A 19,753-nucleotide genomic window follows, 5' to 3' on the forward strand; every position below is an offset into this window, starting at 1 on the left:
CGCCAAAGCATGACAGGGACTGGTGGTCATAAACCCTGTTATTTAATTGTCACGAAAATGTAGTTTTGACACGCTACACAGACCCATGCATGCCCCTGCCCGGCCTCGATTACGGAATAGTTTTTGAACTGTCGTACGCAGGCTGTAGGAAATCCCCTCGCACACTGCGGCCGCTGAAGCCCCTCTCAGGTCCGTTTCCTCGTTCATAGTTCCCATGTGGGTGCGATTCCATCGATTCATGCATACTGTTACCGCCGTACCATACCCTCGCTTTCCGTCTCGAATTGGATTTCTTTCCCGCTATTTCTGTCACATTCTGGTCGTCATGGCGCTCCTGGGCGCTGCCGCTTCGCCTGCGCTGGCTGGTGATGTCGAGGGCGAGCTCCGGGTGTGGCATCGGGTAAGCGTCACATTCGATGGACCGCAGACGAGTGAAGATGCGGCGGTCAATCCGTTTACGGATTACCGGTTGCAAGTAACCTTCACGCATGGCGCCACGGGAACGACCTACGTGGTGCCGGGCTTCTACGCCGCCGATGGCAATGCGGGCGAAACGAGCGCGACGTCCGGCGCCACATGGCGGGTCTACTTTGTGCCGGATCAGGAGGGGACGTGGACCTACACCGCGTCGTTCCGTACCGGCTCGTTCGTGGCGGTCAGCGACGACCCCAACGCCGGCGCCTCGACCTCGTTCGACGGCGCCTCCGGGTCGTTCACGGTCGATGCGACCAATAAATCCGGCGTCGACTACCGCGGCAAGGGGATGCTGCGCTATGTCGGCGGCCATCACCTCCAGTTCGCCGGCGACGGAAGCTATTTCCTCAAAACCGGCGCCGATACGCCGGAGAACCTCCTCGCCTATGCCGATTTCGACGGCACCTACGACACCGCCTGCAACGGCGACCCGATCAACGATTCCATCCACACGTTCGGTCCGCATGTCAAGCACTGGACCAGCGGCGATCCGTCGTGGAAGAGCGGGAAGGGTAAAGGGCTGATCGGCGGCATCAACTACCTGAGCAGCGCCGGCGTGAATAGCGTCTATTTTCTTACGTACAACATCGACGGCGGCGACGGCTGCGACGTCTGGCCGTGGAAGTCGGATCAGGTCCGGGACCGGTTCGACGTGAGCAAGCTGGCGCAATGGGAGCAGGTCTTCGCGCACATGGACGCCAAGGGGGTCCAGCTTCACGTGATTCTCAGCGAGCGCCAGAACGCGAAGGCCATCGGCCCGATCGGCGGTGCGGACAACAGCGGGCTCAACGACATCCGCAAGCTGTACTACCGCGAACTCGTGGCGCGTTTCGGTCACCACCTCGCGCTCCAGTGGAATCTGGGTGAGGAAAATCCAAGCTCCGACCCGCAGAAACGGGAATTCGCCGGCTATATCCGTTCGGTCGATCCCTACGACCACCCGATCACGGTGCATACCTCCGATGGCTCCGCGTTCGAGTTTTACGATGCCCTTTTCGGCGATCCATCGTTCGAGGCGACCTCGCTTCAGGCTATCGGCACGGATTATAACGCCCTCGCCATCCACCACCGCAGCCAGAGCGCCCAGTACGGACGCAAATGGGCCGTTTACGGTGACGAACAGGCTCCGAACGCCGGCAACGAACGCGCCGACGAGTTGCGCAAGGGACCCCTGTGGGGCAATCTCATGGGCGGCGGCGCCGGCGTGGAATGGTATACGGCCTTCGACCTCGCGCTGGAAGACTGGTCGCGCTTCTACATCCTGTGGAATCAGATGGGCTATGCCCGCTCCTTCTTCGAGCAGTACCTGCCGTTCCAGGATATGGAGCCCGCCAACGACATGACGGTCAATATCGATGATTACGTGCTCGCGAAGGCGGGTGACGTGTACGCCGTCTACCTCCCGAGCGGGGGGACCGCCCTGCTGGACCTGGCCGGCGTCGGCGGCGCCTACGATGTGTTGTGGTACAACCCGCGCACCGGGGGCGAATTGAAGAAAGGCACGGTAGCCAGCGTGGCCGGCGGCGCGCTCGCCACCCTCGGCCTGCCGCCGTCGGAAACGAGCAACGACTGGGTGGCGATTGTGCAGTCGACCGACGCGCCGTCGAATCTACCGCCCACCGCTTCCTTTACGTATTCAATCTCCGGAAACAATGCGTTCGAGGTAGCCTTCGACGCCTCCAAGTCCGACGACCCGGATGGATCGATTGCCGACTACAGCTGGACGTTCGGCGACGCGACCACCGGAACGGGCGAGAAGCCGAGCCACGTGTATGCCCAGGGCGGCATCTACGAAGTATCGCTGACGGTGACGGACGACAAGGGGGCTACCGCCACCGCGCTGGCCAACGTATCGGTGTCCGGTTCCACGGAGCTGAACACGGTCACGATTTCGGCGGTGACGCCGACTGCGGCGGAGCCGGGCGGGGAAGGCAACAACGGCAAGTTCCAGATCGTCCGGGTAGGCGACCTGTCCGAGTCGCTCACCGTTTCGTTCGCGATCGGGGGGACGGCGACGATGGGCGAGGACTACGAGACGTTGGATGAGTTCGTGACCCTGTCTCCGGGCGACGATGTCTCCAATTTTGCGATTCGTCCGCTGGACGACGCCGACTTTGAAGGGACGGAGACGGTGGTCGTCACCCTCACCGCCGGCGCCGGTTACCAGATCGATCCGTCCGGTCCCGATGCCCTACTCGAACTTCTGGATAACGATGCGGCCCTCGATCTTGCGCCGATCTACCGGGTCAACGCCGGCGGCAGCGCCGAAAGCGACGCCGTGCTCGTCTGGGACCGCGATACGAAAAACAAGCCGTCCGAGTACGTGAACGCCGATACGGGCGACAACGCCGTCAACCGCTATCACTTCGGGGGCGTCAACAACACCGACGCGCCCAGCGCGATCTACCAGCGGACGCGATTCGATCCGGCCGGCGGCGCCGAGATGCAGTGGGACTTCCCGGTCGACAAGTCGGGTCTCTACGATGTGCGGCTCTATTTCGCCGATACCGACAACGCCACCAGGGATCCCGGTTCGCGCGTTTTCGATGTGACGATCGAAGGCACGCTGGTGCTCGACAACTACGATGTCGTGGCCGACGTCGGTTTCGACACGGCGGTGATGAAACGTTTCGTCGTCGATGTCAGCGATGGCAATATCGATATCGATTTTGGCCATGAGGTCGACCAGCCCTTCATCAGCGCCATTGAAATCCTGCCCACGGCCGGCACGAGCCCCGGGTCCGGGATCACCGGCGACCGCGTCGTGCTCAGCCGCGCGTACGAGCAGGCTACGGATGCCGAATGGGAGCTTTATGGCGTCCCGGTCGCCACGACGTCGACCGGCATGCTGCTCGCCGAGGACGCGCAGGAAGCGCTGTCTTACGTGGGGACCTCGTACCAGGACGTGACGGCGCTGGTCGCCGGCGTGGGCTACTGGATGCGCTCCGAGGAAGATCACGTCCGCCGGCTCGACGGGTTGCGGATGGATTCGGTCCGTGTCGCCGTGCGCCCCGGATGGAATCTGATCGCCGGCCCCTCCTGCAGCATGGATGTCGCGGCCATCGACGGCAGCGAACTGCTGGTGCCGGGGACGCTCTACTCGTATCGCGGTGAGCTCGGCTATTACCCCATGCACCGGATCGAGCAGGGCCTGGGTTACTGGGTGATGGCCCACACGGGCGGCGAACTCCGCATGCGGTGCCAGACGCTCTCCATCGCCGACGAGGCCGCCGACCCGGCGGCCGCGCTCGACGCGTTCGGACGGGTATCGTTCCGCGATGCGAACGGCGCGGCGCAAGCCCTGTATTTCGATGCCGACATGCCGGCCGGCGATCTGGATCGTTTTGCCCTGCCCCCGCAGCCGCCGGGCGACGTCTTCGACGTGCGTTTTGCCAGCCAGCGGTGGGTAACGCCCGAACGGGGCGGGCTGGTGCAGGTTCGGAGCAGCGCGTTCCCGCTGGAGATCCAGCTGGACCGGCTTCCGGCCGCCGGCGCCAACTATGTGGTCACCCTGATGAAAAAGGGGCAGCCCGTGGAGGACCTTCATCTCAGCGCCGGGCAACCCGTCCTGATCGATGACTTCACGGTCGAGGCCCTCAAGATTCAACCCGCCGACCAGTGGGCGGCGACGCTGCCCGTCGCGTTCTCGGTGGAAGGCAACTACCCGAATCCGTTTGCCGACGCAACCTCCATCGTGATGGACCTGCCCGAGGGCGGCGCCGTCACGGTCGACGTGTTCGACATGCTGGGGCGACGCGTCGTGAGCCTGCCGGCGCAGACGCTGCCCGCGGGGCGCGGCCGGCGCATCGCCATCGAGGCGGCCGGGCTCGCATCGGGCGTGTACCTGTACCGCGTCGAGGCGCGGATGGATAGCCGAACCGAAACCTTCTCCGGGAAGATGATTCTTCGTCGCTGATGCGGCGCGGACGGGCGTTTACCGCTTCTTCCATGCAGAAATGATAATAGGCCGGCCCCGTTCGCGTGGGCCGGCCTTTTTTTGCCGCGCGGTTTCCGCACCTTTCAGATCTTTGTAGGGACTAGTGCGTGAAACGCGGGTCCTGCGGCGTTTGCGTGCCGCGGGTGCCCGTGTGTGTTTTCGTTTTACCAACGTTACCCTTGAGGTACAGTATGCAAAAAACGCTACCCATTGTGGCTGCGCTCCTGCTTGTCGCCGTATGCTGCGCAGGCCCGGTCCAGGCGCAATTTATGGCCAACGTCGGACTCACCAGCGAGTCCGTGATGCCGGAAAGCAGCCAGAGCCATGGCTCGCTCAGCCAGTACGCGGCGATCGCCATGCTGCCCACGCTGAATTATGCACAGACGCATGGCATGCCGGCCCTCGCCGAGTCCATGCAGGACATGCAGTACATCGGCTTTGGCCTCGCCTACGGTTCGGAGGTCGAGAAGCTCGGTCTCCAGCTCATGTACCTCTACTTCATCAGCGCCAAGCTGGGCCTGGGTGGCGACATCACCTTCTTCCTGCCGGATAAATTCAACGGGTTCGGCATCGAGACGAAGGCAAACTGGATCGCGTTCAACGTCCTTGCCCGGTACATCCTCTACCAGACGGCCACGCTCCACGCCTACGCCATGGGTGGCCTGAATCTCTCGGTAGCCCGCGTCAAGGTGGAAGGGCTGGGGCAGTCCCAGAGCAGCTCCGACTCCGAACTGGGTCTCAACGTCGGGGGCGGTCTGGCCTACGCGCTGGGCTTTGCCGCGCTGTACGCCGAACTGTCGTATGTGATCGGCAATGCGGATCAGCTGGTGCTGGCCGCCGGCTTGCGCTTCGCGCTGGGCGGCCGGTAAACGACGCCGACGACGTGTGTATCGGATGCCTGCCCGCGCAAACGGGCAGGCATCTTTTTTTGTGTTCGACCGAAGCGGTCTCGCGGGTGGCGTGTTTATCCGGGAGTCTCTAGTTTACACGCTCCTCACGTGATCCCCGTCGCCATGGCAACCGATACCGCTGCACCGATTCCTTTCGACGCGTCGCGCTGGCCGGCCGGGCAGCGCGAGGCCGTATCGGTCCTCCAGGCATGGCGCGCGTCCGTCGAGACGCATACCGCCCGTGCCCTGCGTGATTCCGCGGCCTGCGTCGCGGCGGAAGAGGCGCTGCTTCAGGGGCGGATTCCCGAGGGGATCGATGAGCGGGCCTACCTCGCCGCCAGGGCCGCCTGCGAGGCCCACGGGGTACCCGTCGAATGGCTGGCCCGGCAGGTGCGAGCCGCCTGGGCTTTCGGCGGACCGGCCGCGTTTCCGGACTGGGAGGCGCTGCAGGGTTTCGCCGACGACTGGGCCGGCTCCTACGGCGTCATCCTCGCGCGGCTGGCCGGGGCGACCGGGCGCTGGCAGGAGCCGTCGGCGCGTTCGCTCGCGACCGGTTTTTTTATCGTCGGCCGGCTGCTGACCTTGCCGGCGGATGCGGCGGCGGGGCGCATCTTCATCGCCGCGTCGGACCTCGAGAAAGGGGGTGTGTCGGTCGAGGCGCTCCGGGAGGGGCGGCCGGACGAAGCCCTGCGCCGCGTCCTCTGGAAACAGCTGATCCGGGCGCGGGACGCCTTCGCGCAGGGGCAGGAGCTGATCCGGGATCTGTCGCGGCCCTATCGCGGCGAACTGAAGCGCACCTGGCTCGGTGCGCTCGCCGTGCTCGATGAGGTGGAACGCCGCAAATTCGACCTCTGGACGCGCCCGATAACCCTCACCCCCATCCAGCGTTTCCAGCTGCGCATCCAGGCGATCATCGGGAAGGGCGCGTCCAGAAAGCGGTGAGCGCGGCCCCGGGTGTACGGGGGCCGACTGTAAATCAATCGTCAAGACGGAACGGACCGGCTTTTCGATCCCGATGCTTTCGTATCTTTGGCGCGCCTCCTTGCGGCACGGCCGCATCCCTCACGCTTTGTCCAGACAGCAAGTTACATGACCACCTATAAAGACGCCGGCGTCAACATCGATGAAGGCGAAGAGGCGGTGCGCCGCATGAAGCCCCTCGTGCGGGAGACCTTCATTCCGGGCGTACTCACGGATATCGGGAGCTTCGGAGCCTTTTTTCAGCCCGACTTCAGCGGCATGACCGAGCCCGTGCTCGTTTCGTCGGTGGACGGCGTCGGCACGAAGCTCAAGGTGGCGTTCATGACCGGCCGGCACGACACGGTCGGGCAGGACCTCGTCAACCACTGCGTGAACGACATCGCGGTCTGCGGCGCCAGGCCGCTGTATTTCCTGGACTACTTCTCGATCGGCCGGCTCTCGGCGGACGTCGCCGTCGATGTCGTGCGCGGGTTCGCGACGGCCTGCAAGGAGAACGGGTGCGCGCTGATCGGCGGCGAGACGGCCGAAATGCCCGATATCTACGATGCCGGCGAATACGACCTGGCCGGCATGATCGTCGGCGTTGTCGACAAGGCCCGGATCATCGACGGTGCGTCGATACAGGCCGGCGACGTGCTGATCGGCCTGCCGTCGACGGGGCTCCATACGAACGGTTATTCCCTGGCGCGCAAGGTCCTTTTCGGGCGCTTCGCGGTCGACGACCGGCCGGCGGAGCTGGGCGGGGCGTCGATCGGCGAGGCGCTGCTCGCCGTGCACCGGTCCTACCTCCAGGTCATCCAGCGCCTGCATGGCGAAGGCCTGCTCAAGGGGCTCGTTCACATCACCGGCGGCGGCATCCCCGGCAACTCCGCGCGCATCATGCCGGAAGGCCGGGTGATCGAGGTCGACTACAGCGCCTGGCGCCGGCCGGCCCTGTTCGACCTGATCCAGCGGCTCGGGAATGTGCCCGAGGACGACATGCGCCGCACGTTCAACCTGGGGATCGGACTCATCGCCGTCGTCGCGCCCTCCGACGAGCGCGCGGTGGTTGAGACGCTCCGTGCACTGGGCGAATCGCCGGTCGTCATCGGCGGCGTCCGTTGAACAGTCGGCCCGCTCGGCCGTATCAACACCTGCCTGACGCGCGCCCACCGCGGCCGTCAGAAACCGGCACTACCCCACGATCATGGTATCCCTCGTTCTTATCCTTGGGCTCAGTTACCTCGCCGGCTCGATACCGGGCAGCCTCTGGGTCGGCCAATGGATCTATGGCGTCGACCTGCGCGCGCACGGCAGCGGGAATCCCGGTGCGACGAACGCGTTTCGCGTGCTCGGCTGGAAGGCGGGTCTGCTTGCCACCCTCGTCGACATGGGCAAGGGCGTACTCGCCGCCGGCCTGATCGCGGGGCTCCGGATCGGGGCCCTGCCGGATTTCCTGGCCGACCACGCGTTGTTTCTCCGGCTCGGAGCCGGCCTGGCGGCCGTGATCGGGCACATGTATCCCGTGTTCGCCGGCTTCAAGGGCGGCAAGGGCGTCAACACGGCGGCCGGCATCCTGCTCGCGATCACCCCGTGGAATTTTGTCATCGTCCTCGCCACCTTCGCCTTCGTCCTGTGGCGGACGAAATACGTGTCGCTCTCGTCGATGACGGGCGCCGCCGCGTACCCCGTCTCGCTGCTCGTCATGCGGTATGGGCTGGGATGGACCGAAATCGGCACGCCGCTGATCGTTTTTGGGGCCGTGCTGGCGCTGGGCGTGCTGGCGCATACGTCCAACATAAAACGGTTGCTCAAGGGGACCGAAAACAAGATACGCTGGGTTTAGCGCCCACGGTGCCGGCCGATAGCCAGGCGAGGTAGCTCATCGAAGATCGGATCGACATAGCGGGAGATCGCCGGGTGGTGGCCGTCATCGGCGCCGGCAGCTGGGGAACGGCGCTGGCGATCAGTCTGGCCGCCGCCGGCCATGCCGTGCGGATCTGGGCGCGCCGGCCCGAACTGGCGGAAGAGATGACGGATACGCGGCGGAATCGGTTTTACCTCCGGGATGCGCGCCTCCCCGACTCGATCGTGGTCTCGGCGGATGCCGAACGGGTGGTCGCCGGCGCTGACGTCTGGGTTTTCGCCGTCCCGTCGCAGTCGCAGCGCAGCGTCGCCGCGCGCTTCGCGCCGTGGGCCGGCGACGTGCGGGAGGTGGTCTCGGTGGCCAAGGGCATCGAGAACGATACGCTCCTGCTCTCGACGCAGGTGCTCGAACAGGCCCTGCCCGATGTGCCTCCCGATCGCATCGGCGTGCTGTACGGCCCGAGCCACGCTGAGGAAGTAGCCCAGGGGTTGCCGGCGGCGGTCGTGGCCTCGGCCGCCTCGCTGGAGACGGCGCGTGCCATCCAGCGGCTGTTCATGACGCGAAGCCTCCGCGTGTACGTCAATACCGATGTGATCGGCGTGCAAATCGCCGGCTCGGCCAAAAACGTGATGGCGATCGCGGCCGGCATCAGCGACGGCGTGGGCTATGGAGACAACGCCAAGGCCGCGCTCGTGACGCGCGGGATCGCCGAGATGCGGCGTCTCGGGCAGGCGATGGGCGCCGCGATGAGCACCTTTTCCGGCCTCGCCGGCATCGGCGACCTCGTGGTTACGTGCATGAGCGGACTGAGCCGAAACCGGTATGTCGGCGAGCAGATCGGCGAGGGCCGCGGGCTGAAGGACATCGAGGCCGACATGCAGATGGTGGCCGAAGGGGTCCGCACGACGGAGTCCGTGGTGGCGCTCGCCCGCCGGCACGGCATCGAGATGCCCATCTGCGAGTCGGTGCACGCGATCCTGTTCGAGGGCAAAAAACCGCAGGAAGCCGTGAACGCGTTGATGACGCGCTCCGCCAAACACGAGGAGTGGCTGGGGCTGGATGACGAGAGCGCGATGGAGCCGGACGCATAGGATCGGCTTCGGCGCACCATTTTGACAGGATACACCCAAGCATCGGGCTTCGGTATGACGATAGACGAACTGGGCCGGCTGGTCGCCCTCGGCGAGAGCGCCACCCTGGAATTCAAAACGCGCGTGCCCCGGCCCGAGCGCATCGCGAAGGAAGTCATCGCCTTTGCCAATACGCACGGCGGGCGCCTGTTGCTGGGGGTCGATGACGACGGATCGCTGCGCGGCGTGCGCGACTCCGAGGAGGAGGAGTTTGCCCTCCGGGAGGCGTTGGAGGAATACTGCGCGCCGGCGGTGGCCTACTCGATCGAACGCATCTCGCTCAACAAGAAGCGGAACGTCATCCTCGTCAGCATCCCCCAGAGCGAGCTGCGCCCGCATTACCTCATCGATCCGGCCCAGCCCGACGTCAAGACGGCCTACGTCCGGATCGAAGACATGAGCGTCGAGGCGAGCAAGGAAAGCGTGCGGCTCATGCGGGCAAAAAATAACGGCGAAAACGTGATGTTCGAATTTGGCGACAAGGAAAAGGTGCTCATGCGCTATCTTGAGAACTACGGCCGGATCACCGTCGCCCAGTTCGCCAATCTCGTCAACATCCCGAAGAAACGCGCCTCGCAGACGCTCGTGCTCATGGCCCGCGCCAACGTGCTGCGCCTGCACGCGCATCCCGAGAGCGATTATTTCACACTGGCCTACAACCTCAACGGATAGTCGCTCGGGGCTGTTGGCCCGCATCCCAGCATACCGCATCCTGCATCTTGCATCCCGTATCCCAGCATCTTGCATCCCAGCATCTTGCATCCCGCATCTTGCATCCCGCATCCCAGCATCCCGCATCTATTCCCCAGGATGCGCCCGCTAGTTAACACGTAATCCGCAATGCGCATATTGCACATTACTTACACATATTTCTATATTGATCCCCTGGATCAATGATCGGCAACTCGGGTTTGTGATTCCTTTTCGCTCAGGCGGGTGGTTTCTTTGATCGTTGTGTGAGATCGGCTATGCCAGTAGTAGACGTCATTCCATTGCACGAGACCGCGCGGGAGCGGTATCTCAATTATGCGCTCTCGGTGATCACGAGCCGCGCGTTACCCGACATTCGCGACGGCCTCAAACCCGTGCACCGGCGCATCCTGTACGCGATGTACGCGAACCTGCGGCTGTACCCGGACGCGCGGTTCCGGAAGAGCGCCACGGTGGTGGGCGAGGTGATGGGTAAGTATCACCCGCACGGCGACAGCGCGATTTATGAGGCGATGGTGCGCATGGCGCAGCCGTTTTCGCTGCGTTACCCGCTGGTGGACGGCCACGGCAACTTCGGCTCGCTCGACGGCGACAGTCCGGCCGCGATGCGGTATACCGAGGCGAAGCTGCGCCCCATGGCTGTCGAGGTGCTCGAGGAGATCCGGAAGCAGACGGTCAACTTCCGGCCGAACTACGACGGGACGCTCTCCGAGCCGGTGGTGCTGCCGGCGCGGGTGCCGAACCTGCTCGTCAACGGATCGAGCGGCATCGCGGTGGGCATGGCCACGAACATTCCGCCGCACAACCTCACCGAGGTGATCGATGCGCTGATCTACATGATCGGGTCGCCGAACCCGCGCGTCGAAACCCTGGTCACCAAGTTCGTCCAGGCGCCCGACTTCCCGACGGGCGGGCGCATCCTGAACACGCGGGACGAGCTGATCGCCATCTACCAGAACGGCGAGGGGACGATCGATCTGCGGGGCGAATACCTGGTCGAGGGAAAGAAACAGATCATCGTCCACTCGATCCCTTACGGGCTCACCAAGGGGGATCTGATCGAGAAGATCGCCGAGCACGTGGCGGCCGACCGCGTGCCGCAGATCGTGGACGTGCGCGACGAATCGACGGACGACGTCCGTATCGTGCTCGAACTCAAGCGCGGCGCGGACCCCGAGGCCGCGATGGCCTACCTCTTCAAGCACACGCCGCTGCAGACGCGTTTTCACGTCAACATGACGTGCCTCGTGCCGACGCACAACCCGGATGTGTGCGCGCCGCAGAAGGTCGACCTCGTCACGGCGCTGCGGGCGTTCCTGGATTTCCGGATGGAGGTCGTCACCCGCCGGCTCCAGTACGAACTCGAACAGCTCGAGAAACGCATCCATATCCTGCGCGGGTTTGAGATCATCTTCGACGCGCTCGACGAGGCGATCAAGATCATCCGGGCCTCGACCGACAAGCCCGACGCCGCCCAGCGCCTCATGCACCGGTTCCGCCTGGACGAGGTGCAGACGGACGCCATCCTGGAAACCAAGCTTTACAAACTGTCCAGCCTTGAGATCGAGGCCATCCGCACCGAACTCGAGGAGAAGGAGCGCATGGCGGCCGAGATCCGCGCCCTGCTCGCCGATGAGGAGGCGCGCTGGCGGGTGATCAAGAACGAGCTGAAACAGATCAAGGATGCCTACGGGGACGCACGGCGCACCGTGGTCGCCGGCCCGGACGAAGGGCTTACGTATTCGGAAGAAGACTATATCGTCGCCGAAAACGTATATGTGATCGTGACGCGCGACGGCTGGGTGAAACGGCAGAAATCCTACACCGACCTCGCCAGCATACGCGTCCGCGAAGGGGACGAGGTCGGCTGGGCCATCCACGGCTCCACGCGCGCCACGGTGGCGTTTTTGACCACCTTCGGCAAGGTCTACACCACGCGCATCGACCAACTCGCCAATACGACGGGCTACGGCGAGCCCATTCAGAAGCTGTTCGATTTTTCGGACAAGGAGACGATCGTCGGCGTCATCGTCTGCGACGAGCGGCTGCTGCCCAAACCGCTGGCCCAGCCGGATCCCGAGCCGGGGCTGTTCGAGACCAACGGCGAAGAACACGTGGACGGCCCGTTCATCGTGAGCGTCTCGCGCACGGGGCTGTCGGTGCGCATTCCGCTGGACGGGTATGTGGAAGCGTCCACGCGCTCGGGGCGCCTCTTCATGCGACTGGCCAAGGGCGACATCGTGCTGGGCGCCGAACTGGCGAGCGGGGACGAAAACGTCTGCCTCGCCAGCAAGCAGGGCCAGGCGCTGATTTTCCCCGTGCAGCAAATTCCCGTCGTGCGGAGCGCCGCGAAGGGCGTGATCGCGATGCGCCTCAACAAGGGCGACGAAGTGTTCGGGTATGTCCTGTCCGATTCCGCCCGGAAAGGCCTCACGGTCGAGACCAGCCGGGGCCGGCAGGAGACCGTGCGCACGACCAAATTCAAGGTCAGCAACCGCGGCTTGAAGGGCTCCGCCATCATCAACCGCGGCCATCTGACGAAGGTCTTCCTCGAACCGGTGGAAATCCGGATGAACGGAACGGAGTAATCGCACGATGCAACGCGCAAACGGCAACATGAACGCTGCGTCGGAGCGTGGCTGTCCGGCAGGCCGGGATGGCATCGCTGTGCGATTTGCGACATCAGATTTACGATACACATGGCAGAAGTGACCGCATCCTATACCGGCAAAGACATCCAGGTCCTCGAAGGGCTGGAGCCGGTTCGCAAGCGTCCGGGGATGTACATCGGCGGGACCGGCAAGGCCGGTCTGCATCATCTCGTGTGGGAAATCGTCGACAACGCGGTCGACGAGGCCACGAACGGCTTTGCGTCGCTGATCGAGGTGATCCTGCACGAAGACGGGAAGAGCGTCACGGTGACCGATAACGGCCGCGGCATCCCGGTCGACATCCATCCGAAGAAAAAAGTCCCGACCCTGGAGGTGATCCTCACCACCCTGCACGCCGGCGGCAAGTTCGACGGCACCAGCTACATCACATCCGGCGGTCTGCACGGCGTGGGCTCCTCGGTCGTGAACGCGCTCTCGGAAGAGCTGATCGCCACGATCAAGCGGGACGGGAAGCAACACACGCAAACGTACCAGCGCGGGGTGCCGGTCACGAAGCTCAAGACGCTGACCGGTACGGTGCGCGGCACCGGGACGTCGATCTTCTTTCGTCCGGACGCGGACATCTTCGAGTCCGTCATCTTCGACCCCCAGTGGATCGGCGAACAGCTCGAAATCAAGACGTACCTGAACGGGAATCTGAAGATTCTCTTCAAGGACGACGTGAACGGCAAGAAGTACGAGTACCACCACGAGGGCGGCATCGCCGAATATCTGCAGAAGGTGGTGAAGGACGAGGCGGCCCGCGTCGTCCATGCCGACGCGCTGTTCATCAAGCAAAACGAGCTCGTTGGCGGCCAGCGTGCCGAGATCTCGATCCAGTGGACCGAGGCGCCGAAGGAGCGGATCGACGCGTTTGTGAACGGCATCCCCACGCGGGACGGCGGCACGCACGTCCAGGGCTTAAAGGACGCGGTCCGCTCGGCCGTGCGCGCCTACATGGAGACGCACGACCTGCTCCCGAAGAAGCTGGAGTTGACGGCGGACGACATCCGCGAGGGGATGATCGCCGTGATCAACCTGTTCATGGTGGATCCGCAGTTTCAGGGGCAGACGAAAGACAAGCTCAACAACCCCGAGGCCCGCGCGCTCCTGATGAATGCGGTGCGCCTCGAACTCGAACAATACCTGAACGCGCATCCGACGACGGGCGAAGCCATCGCGGTCCGGGTGATCCAGGCGGCGAAGGCGCGTCTCGCGAGCCGCGCCGCGGCGAGCAGCGTGCGGAGCAAGACGAGCCTTTCGCAGCGGCTCACGCTACCCGGGAAGCTGGCGGATTGCTCGAGCTCGGAGGCGTCGGACAGCGAGCTGTTCATCGTCGAGGGCGACTCCGCCGGCGGTTCCGCCAAGCAGGGGCGGGACCGCAAGACGCAGGCGGTGCTGCCGCTCCGCGGCAAGGTGCTCAACGCCGAACAGGCCACGCTGAGCAAGGTCACGGAGAATAAGGAGCTGTCGAACATCGTACAGGCCCTGGGTTGCGGGATCGGCGACAAGATGGATCTGGCGCGGCTCCGGTATCACAAGGTCATCCTGCTGATGGATGCCGATTCCGACGGCCACCATATCGCGACGCTGCTGCTGACGTTTTTCTACCGCTACATGCGTCCGCTCATCGAAGAAGGGTACGTCTACATCGCGCAGCCCCCGCTTTTCCGGCTCGATGCCGGGAAGGAGACCTACTGGGCGCTCGACGAGGCCGACAAGGAGCGGATCACGAAAAAGATCAAGTCGGGCCGCAAGAACATCAACATCGAGATTCAGCGCTTCAAGGGGCTGGGCGAGATGATGCCTAAAACACTGCACGAAACGACGCTGGACCCGGAGAAACGCCGGCTCCTCCAGGTCACCATCCCGGACGCGGAGCGCGTGGCCACCGAGAACACGATTACCGAGTTGATGGGTAAGGATTCGGGGGCGCGCTACACGTTTATCATGGAGCATGCCGCGGAGGTCGAGGACCTCGACGTCTGATCGTGCGCATGCGGGGAACGCATGAACGTTGACACCCACATCGTGGCCGGCACGCTCGTGGTCCGGCTGCAGGGTGACTGGCCACTCGAGGGGGCGCTGCCGCAGGCGGGGCCGCTGCTGGATGCGTCCATGCGCGCGGGCGACGTCCGCTCGGTGGCGTTCGACGCGTCGGGCCTGGGTGTGTGGGGCAGCGGGCTGCTGTATTTTCTCAACGATCTCCAGGCGCGCTGCGAGGCGGACGGCCTCGCGTTCGACGCATCCGGTCTCCCGACGCAGATAACCCGGCTCGTCGCCCTCGCGCGCAGCGTGCCCGAGTCGTCGCAGACGCCGGCGAAACGCCCGGCCACCCTCATCGCGCAACTGGGCGAGCGCGGGATGCGCGCCGGCCGGGATGTGCTCGCCTTCATCCGGTTCATGGGCGAGGCGGCGTTGAGTGTGCTGCGGCTGCTCACGGGGCGCATCCGTTTCCAGTGGCGCGACTTCTGGCGGATCGTCCAGCGCAACAGCTCCGGGGCACTGGCCATCGTGGGGCTGATCGCCTTTCTGGTCGGCCTGATCGTCTCCTTCCTCGGCGCGGTCGTCCTGCGTCGCTTCGGGGCGGATTACTACGTATCTTACCTCCTCAGCTATGGGATGCTGCGCGAACTCGGCGCCCTGATGACGGCGATCATCATGGCCGGCCGCACCGGCGCCGCCTTCGCCGCCGAACTGGGCAGCATGAAGATTACCGAGGAGATCGACGCGCTGCGCACGCTTGGCATCGACCCGTTCGATTTTCTGGTCCTGCCGCGGTTGATGGGGGTGTTTTTTATGATGCCGCTGCTGACGGTCTATGCCGACTTCATTGGCCTCGCCGCCGGCATGCTCGTCTCCGAAACCATGCTGGATGTCACCACCACCCAGTTTCTGACGGGGCTTCTCGAACCGCTCACCATGACCGACGCGCTGCTGGGGATCTTCAAGGGGACCGTCTTCGGCGCCATCATCGGCCTGGCCGGCTGCCTGCGGGGCCTGCAAACGGGAAATGACGCGAGCGCGGTCGGGGAAGCGACGACCTCCGCGGTCGTCACCGGGATCACGCTGATCATTCTGGCGAACGCCTGCATCGACTGGGCGGCCGCCGTTCTGGAGATATGACGATGCCCGAAGAGTTACCCGCGATAGACGTGCGAAACCTGACGATGGCGTACGGCTCGTTCGTCGTCATGCGCGACCTGCAGTTCAGCATCCGGCGCGGGGAAATCTTCGTGATCATGGGCGGGAGCGGGTGCGGCAAGAGCACCCTGCTCAAACACATGATCGGGCTAAACCGCCCGCATTTCGGGCACATCAAATACGGGCGCGACGACCTGTGGGCCTGCAACGACGAGGAGCGCCGGCGCATGCTGCGCCGCATCGGTGTGCTCTATCAGTACGGGGCGCTGTGGAGCGGACTGACGCTGGCCGAAAACGTGGCGCTGCCCCTGCATGAATACACGAAGCTTAGGAAGGAGGAAATCGCCGGCCTGGCGTCGCTCAAACTCGCGCTGAGCGGGTTGCGCGGGTTCGACGCCTTTTATCCTTCCCAGATCAGCGGCGGCATGCGGAAACGCGCCGCCCTCGCGAGGGCGCTGGCGCTGGATCCCGAGATGCTGTTCTTCGACGAGCCCTCGTCGGGGCTCGATCCGGTATCGGCGAGCCGGCTCGATGAGCTGATCGTCCAGTTGCGCGACAGCCTCGGCGCCACGATTGTCGTCGTAAGCCACGATCTGGACAGTATTTTCACCATCGCCGACCGGGCCGTGTATCTCGATATCGAGGAGCGCACGATGACCGCGCTGGGCAATCCGCACGACCTGCTGCATCATCCGCCCAACGAATCCGTCGCACGCTTCCTGACCCGGGGTGGCGTCAAAGGGCGCGAAGCCAGAGGATCGTGAAAGGAGGGACCGCTTATGGGTAGTCGTATCAATCCTACAGCCATCGGGCTCTTCATCGTCGGCGCGATCGCCCTGGCGATGTATGGCGTTGCGACGCTGGCCTCGAACACCTTCAGGGTGCGCGAGCAGTTCACGAGTTCGTTTAACGAGTCGGTCAACGGGCTCGATGTCGGCGCCGTGGTCAAATGCCAGGGGGTGCCGATCGGGCAGGTGGTCGATTTGCAGCTGCGCATCGACCTGGATGAGGAGACGTTCCAGGTGCCGGTGCTTTATGAAATCGACCTCGAACGGCTTGTCACCGTCGTCGGCCCCGGCGTCGACTGGGCCGATCCCGACGTGCTGCAGCGCCACATCGAACAGGGGCTGCGGGCGCAGCTTCAGATGGAGAGCTTCGTCACCGGCAAGCTCTACATCGAGCTTTCGTATATGGCCAATCCGCCACCGCTCGGACCGGACCGGCCGCGCCACGGGCATCTCGAAATCCCGACCGTGCTGTCCCCGCTGGCCGAGCTGGGTGAAGAGGCGACCGGGCTCGTCGCCGGCCTGAGATCGTTCGACGTCTCTACCATCAATCAAAACCTGGTCACCCTGCTCGTGAAGGCCAACCAGAAGCTGGCGGAGCTGGATGTGGCGGCGATCAACGCCTCGTTCGTCCGGTCCGCCGGCGCCGTGGAAGAGCTGGCGCGGGCGCCCGAGCTGCGCCAGAGCATCGAGGCGTTGCCCGAGCTGGCCGAGCGCCTCGGCCGGGGCCTCGAAGAGGCCGAGCGGCTGCTGCAGCACATCGATACCTCGGTGGAGCCGCTGGCAGCGCAGCTGGAAGACACGGGGAAAGAGCTGGCGCTGGCGCTGGCCAGCTTTCGCGAGGCCCTGGACTCGTCGAAGGCGGCGCTGTCCACCGATACCGGGCTGGGATACCAGATGCAACAGGCCATGACGAGCATGACCGAAGCCGCCGAGGCGCTCCAGACGCTGGCGCGGGCGCTCGAGCGGAACCCCGGTATGCTCGTCCGCGGCAAACAACCACCGGATCAAACGCCATGAGAGGACGGAAAACACGACGCCATGCGCCGGCGATGCTCACGCTGCTGCTCGCGTTGACGGGCTGCGTGAATCTGGATCCGCCGGCGAACCCGACGCGCTATTACGTGCTGGGCCGCACCGAACTGGGCCAGAAACAGCGGACCGAGACGCCGACGCTGGGCGGATACCGCATCGGGATCCGGCGGGCGCAGGTGGCGGAGTACCTCGATACCCCGCTGATCGTCACCCGGCTTGGGACCAACGAAGTGGCATTCGCCGAGTACCACCGCTGGGGCGAGGATGTGGGGCGGGGCATCGAGCGGGCACTCGCGACCTACCTCATCGCCGACCCCTCCGTGCGCCGGGCGGACGTCGTGCCCTGGCCGGCGGGCGTCACCCCTGCCTATGTCGTCCAGATCAACGTCGAACGCTTCGAGGGGGAGGCGGTCGGGCAGGATGGGGACGCCAAAAACCCGTATGCCGCGCTGGGCTACGCGCGCTTTCTGGCGACGTGGGAGATCCTGGATGAGGACGACCTCCTGCTGCGCCGCGGCACCATCGATTTCACGCAGGACAAGTGGCTCGTCGGGAATCATCAGCAACTCGTCACGTTCCTGGATCTCGGCGTCGAGCAGCTGAGCAAAGACCTGCTTCGGGCCATCCGGGAACTGGCGCGGTGAACGGCGCCTTGCATCGATCCGCCCGGAACCCGTATCCTGCACCCCGCATCCTGTATCCCGCATCCCGCATCCCCATGCCCGACCCCATGCCTCCAGCCGAAGAAACGCGCCACACCTGGTCGCACATTCCCGCCGAACCGCTTACCGATCTGCTGACCCGGAAAATGATCTGGGGGGATCGCATCATGCTCGCGCACATCGACATGAAAAAGGGCTCGCGGGTCCCTACGCACCGGCACGACAACGAACAGTTCAGCTACATCCTGTCGGGCGCCCTGAAGTTCTGGGTCGGGGAGGAGGAACGCGAGGTCGTCGTCCGCGCCGGCGAGGTGCTGCACCTGCCTTCGAACCTGCCTCACGGCGCGATCGCGCTGGAGGACTCCCTCAGCCTGGACGTCTTCAGTCCGCCCCGGCAGGACTGGATCGACGGCACCGACGACTACCTGCGCCACCAGAAATGAGCGCCTTGCGGCCGCCCGAGATGCTGGAAACGGTGCGTCTTCGCCTCCGGCCGGCCGCGGTAGCCGACGCGCCATTCGTGTTCAACGGCTACGGGAGCGACCCGGACGTCGCCCGGTATATGATGTGGCCCCGGCAGAGCCGCATCGAGGACGCCGTCGGGTTTCTCCAGCGATGCGAGGCCGTCTGGCAGGCCGGCACGTCGTTTCCCTGGCTCGTTGAACGCCGGCAGGACGGCGAACCGCTCGGTATGATCGAGATGCGCATCGACGGGTTCAAGGCGAACATCGGGTATGTCTTCGCGCGTTCGTACTGGGGGAACGGCTATGCCACCGAGGCCGCTACGGCCCTGCGAGACTGGGCGCTCGCGCAGCCGGCGATTTATCGCTTCTGGGCGTATTGCGATACCGACAACGCGGCGTCGGCTCGTGTGATGGAGAAGGTGGGCATGAAAAAGGAAGGCGTGCTGCGCCGGTGGGTCATCCACCCGAACGTCAGCGCCGCGCCGCGCGATGCGTTGTGTTATGCGATCGTGAAAGAGGCCGGCGCACTTTGAATTCCAGCGCACATTCCAGACATTAGGCAGACACCCAAACCCCAAAACGTTCGACGCAGCATGAAACGACGCGATTTCGTCCAGCTCTCGGCCGCCGGCCTCGCCACGGGCCTTTTCGCCCCCGCGGCTCTTGCCACCCCAGCCTCCCTGAACCGGCCGGCGCTGCTCGGCTGGCTCCGCGACGCCGAGGAGGTGCGCCGCATCGGCCGCCGGTATCTCGAACTGCATCCGACGGAATCGAGCGCGGCCGGGCTCGAAAACGCGATCGGACGCGCGCTCCGGAGCACCGACATCGATACCCACACCCGCGATGAGTTCGCGCGCAGCGAGACGGTGCAGGTCAACGGATGGATCCTGGCCCGCACCGAAGCCCGCCAGTGCGCCCTGTACGCCCTCGCCGGGTGACGCTCTAGTCATCCCCAGCCGCCCTGCTGGTCATCCCCAGCCGCCCTGCTGGTCATCCTCGCGAAAGCGGGGATCCATGCAAATCTGAATGAATGGCTTGGATCC

General features: G+C 64.7%; 16 protein-coding genes. All 16 read left to right on the forward strand.

The window, feature by feature from the left end:
• Nucleotides 1–325 precede the first annotated feature (325 nt).
• The 16 genes from R2834_08160 to R2834_08235 all read left to right on the forward strand — a co-directional run bounded on the left by R2834_08160 (nt 326) and on the right by R2834_08235 (nt 19,648).
• Nucleotides 326–4,390 carry a malectin domain-containing carbohydrate-binding protein gene (locus tag R2834_08160; protein ID MEZ4700287.1) on the forward strand — a complete coding sequence of 1,355 codons (4,065 nt, stop codon included), beginning with the start codon at nt 326–328 and terminating at the stop codon, nt 4,388–4,390.
• Between the two features lie 212 nt (nt 4,391–4,602).
• The gene (locus R2834_08165) at nt 4,603–5,280 is read left to right on the forward strand and encodes a hypothetical protein (protein MEZ4700288.1); all 678 of its coding nucleotides are present in this window, start codon (nt 4,603–4,605) and stop codon (nt 5,278–5,280) included.
• 144 nt (nt 5,281–5,424) lie between these two features.
• Nucleotides 5,425–6,243: a squalene/phytoene synthase family protein gene (locus R2834_08170; GenBank protein MEZ4700289.1), complete on the forward strand. Its 819-nt coding sequence runs from the start codon at nt 5,425–5,427 to the stop codon at nt 6,241–6,243.
• A gap of 147 nt (nt 6,244–6,390) precedes the next feature.
• The gene (gene purM, locus R2834_08175) at nt 6,391–7,386 is read left to right on the forward strand and encodes a phosphoribosylformylglycinamidine cyclo-ligase (protein ID MEZ4700290.1); all 996 of its coding nucleotides are present in this window, start codon (nt 6,391–6,393) and stop codon (nt 7,384–7,386) included.
• Nucleotides 7,387–7,468: 82 nt separating this feature from the next.
• Nucleotides 7,469–8,107, forward strand: coding sequence for a glycerol-3-phosphate 1-O-acyltransferase PlsY (plsY, locus tag R2834_08180; protein ID MEZ4700291.1), 639 nt, complete (start codon nt 7,469–7,471; stop codon nt 8,105–8,107).
• A 74-nt stretch (nt 8,108–8,181) separates the two neighbouring features.
• Nucleotides 8,182–9,219: an NAD(P)H-dependent glycerol-3-phosphate dehydrogenase gene (locus R2834_08185; protein MEZ4700292.1), complete on the forward strand. Its 1,038-nt coding sequence runs from the start codon at nt 8,182–8,184 to the stop codon at nt 9,217–9,219.
• A 54-nt stretch (nt 9,220–9,273) separates the two neighbouring features.
• Entirely contained in the window at nt 9,274–9,930 is a 657-nt protein-coding gene (locus R2834_08190) for an ATP-binding protein (GenBank protein MEZ4700293.1), read from the forward strand.
• A 296-nt stretch (nt 9,931–10,226) separates the two neighbouring features.
• Nucleotides 10,227–12,557, forward strand: a complete 2,331-nt coding sequence (locus tag R2834_08195) for a DNA topoisomerase IV subunit A (protein MEZ4700294.1) — start codon at nt 10,227–10,229, stop codon at nt 12,555–12,557.
• Between the two features lie 111 nt (nt 12,558–12,668).
• Nucleotides 12,669–14,609: a DNA topoisomerase IV subunit B gene (locus R2834_08200; GenBank protein MEZ4700295.1), complete on the forward strand. Its 1,941-nt coding sequence runs from the start codon at nt 12,669–12,671 to the stop codon at nt 14,607–14,609.
• 21 nt (nt 14,610–14,630) lie between these two features.
• Nucleotides 14,631–15,746 (forward strand): ABC transporter permease, encoded by a 1,116-nt coding sequence (locus tag R2834_08205; GenBank protein MEZ4700296.1) that lies wholly within the window; start codon nt 14,631–14,633, stop codon nt 15,744–15,746.
• Between the two features lie 2 nt (nt 15,747–15,748).
• On the forward strand, nt 15,749–16,528 hold the full coding sequence (locus R2834_08210; protein MEZ4700297.1) for an ATP-binding cassette domain-containing protein: 780 nt from the start codon (nt 15,749–15,751) through the stop codon (nt 16,526–16,528).
• A 15-nt stretch (nt 16,529–16,543) separates the two neighbouring features.
• Nucleotides 16,544–17,569: an MlaD family protein gene (locus tag R2834_08215; GenBank protein ID MEZ4700298.1), complete on the forward strand. Its 1,026-nt coding sequence runs from the start codon at nt 16,544–16,546 to the stop codon at nt 17,567–17,569.
• Entirely contained in the window at nt 17,566–18,228 is a 663-nt protein-coding gene (locus tag R2834_08220; protein ID MEZ4700299.1) for a PqiC family protein, read from the forward strand. Before R2834_08215 ends, R2834_08220 begins: the two co-directional genes overlap by 4 nt.
• An 86-nt stretch (nt 18,229–18,314) precedes the next feature.
• Nucleotides 18,315–18,689, forward strand: coding sequence for a cupin domain-containing protein (locus R2834_08225; protein MEZ4700300.1), 375 nt, complete (start codon nt 18,315–18,317; stop codon nt 18,687–18,689).
• The gene (locus tag R2834_08230) at nt 18,686–19,243 is read left to right on the forward strand and encodes a GNAT family N-acetyltransferase (GenBank protein MEZ4700301.1); all 558 of its coding nucleotides are present in this window, start codon (nt 18,686–18,688) and stop codon (nt 19,241–19,243) included. The genes R2834_08225 and R2834_08230 overlap by 4 nt, the downstream gene beginning before the upstream one ends.
• A gap of 60 nt (nt 19,244–19,303) precedes the next feature.
• Nucleotides 19,304–19,648 carry a hypothetical protein gene (locus R2834_08235; GenBank protein MEZ4700302.1) on the forward strand — a complete coding sequence of 115 codons (345 nt, stop codon included), beginning with the start codon at nt 19,304–19,306 and terminating at the stop codon, nt 19,646–19,648.
• The last annotated feature ends 105 nt before the right edge of the window (nt 19,649–19,753 follow it).

This window comes from Rhodothermales bacterium (assembly GCA_041391505.1).
In the GTDB taxonomy this organism is placed as follows: Bacteria; Bacteroidota; Rhodothermia; order Rhodothermales; family JAHQVL01; genus JAWKNW01.

Bases quoted from the DNA above. Each gene is read 5' to 3' on its own strand.
- R2834_08235 (MEZ4700302.1), top strand. From the start codon at position 19,304: ATGAAACGACGCGATTTCGTCCAGCTCTCGGCCGCCGGCCTCGCCACG.
- R2834_08225 (MEZ4700300.1), top strand. From the start codon at position 18,315: ATGCCTCCAGCCGAAGAAACGCGCCACACCTGGTCGCACATTCCCGCC.
- R2834_08230 (MEZ4700301.1), top strand. From the start codon at position 18,686: ATGAGCGCCTTGCGGCCGCCCGAGATGCTGGAAACGGTGCGTCTTCGC.
- purM (MEZ4700290.1), top strand. From the start codon at position 6,391: ATGACCACCTATAAAGACGCCGGCGTCAACATCGATGAAGGCGAAGAG.
- R2834_08170 (MEZ4700289.1), top strand. From the start codon at position 5,425: ATGGCAACCGATACCGCTGCACCGATTCCTTTCGACGCGTCGCGCTGG.
- R2834_08210 (MEZ4700297.1), top strand. From the start codon at position 15,749: ATGCCCGAAGAGTTACCCGCGATAGACGTGCGAAACCTGACGATGGCG.
- R2834_08195 (MEZ4700294.1), top strand. From the start codon at position 10,227: ATGCCAGTAGTAGACGTCATTCCATTGCACGAGACCGCGCGGGAGCGG.
- R2834_08165 (MEZ4700288.1), top strand. From the start codon at position 4,603: ATGCAAAAAACGCTACCCATTGTGGCTGCGCTCCTGCTTGTCGCCGTA.
- R2834_08200 (MEZ4700295.1), top strand. From the start codon at position 12,669: ATGGCAGAAGTGACCGCATCCTATACCGGCAAAGACATCCAGGTCCTC.
- R2834_08220 (MEZ4700299.1), top strand. From the start codon at position 17,566: ATGAGAGGACGGAAAACACGACGCCATGCGCCGGCGATGCTCACGCTG.
- plsY (MEZ4700291.1), top strand. From the start codon at position 7,469: ATGGTATCCCTCGTTCTTATCCTTGGGCTCAGTTACCTCGCCGGCTCG.
- R2834_08205 (MEZ4700296.1), top strand. From the start codon at position 14,631: ATGAACGTTGACACCCACATCGTGGCCGGCACGCTCGTGGTCCGGCTG.
- R2834_08160 (MEZ4700287.1), top strand. From the start codon at position 326: ATGGCGCTCCTGGGCGCTGCCGCTTCGCCTGCGCTGGCTGGTGATGTC.
- R2834_08190 (MEZ4700293.1), top strand. From the start codon at position 9,274: ATGACGATAGACGAACTGGGCCGGCTGGTCGCCCTCGGCGAGAGCGCC.
- R2834_08215 (MEZ4700298.1), top strand. From the start codon at position 16,544: ATGGGTAGTCGTATCAATCCTACAGCCATCGGGCTCTTCATCGTCGGC.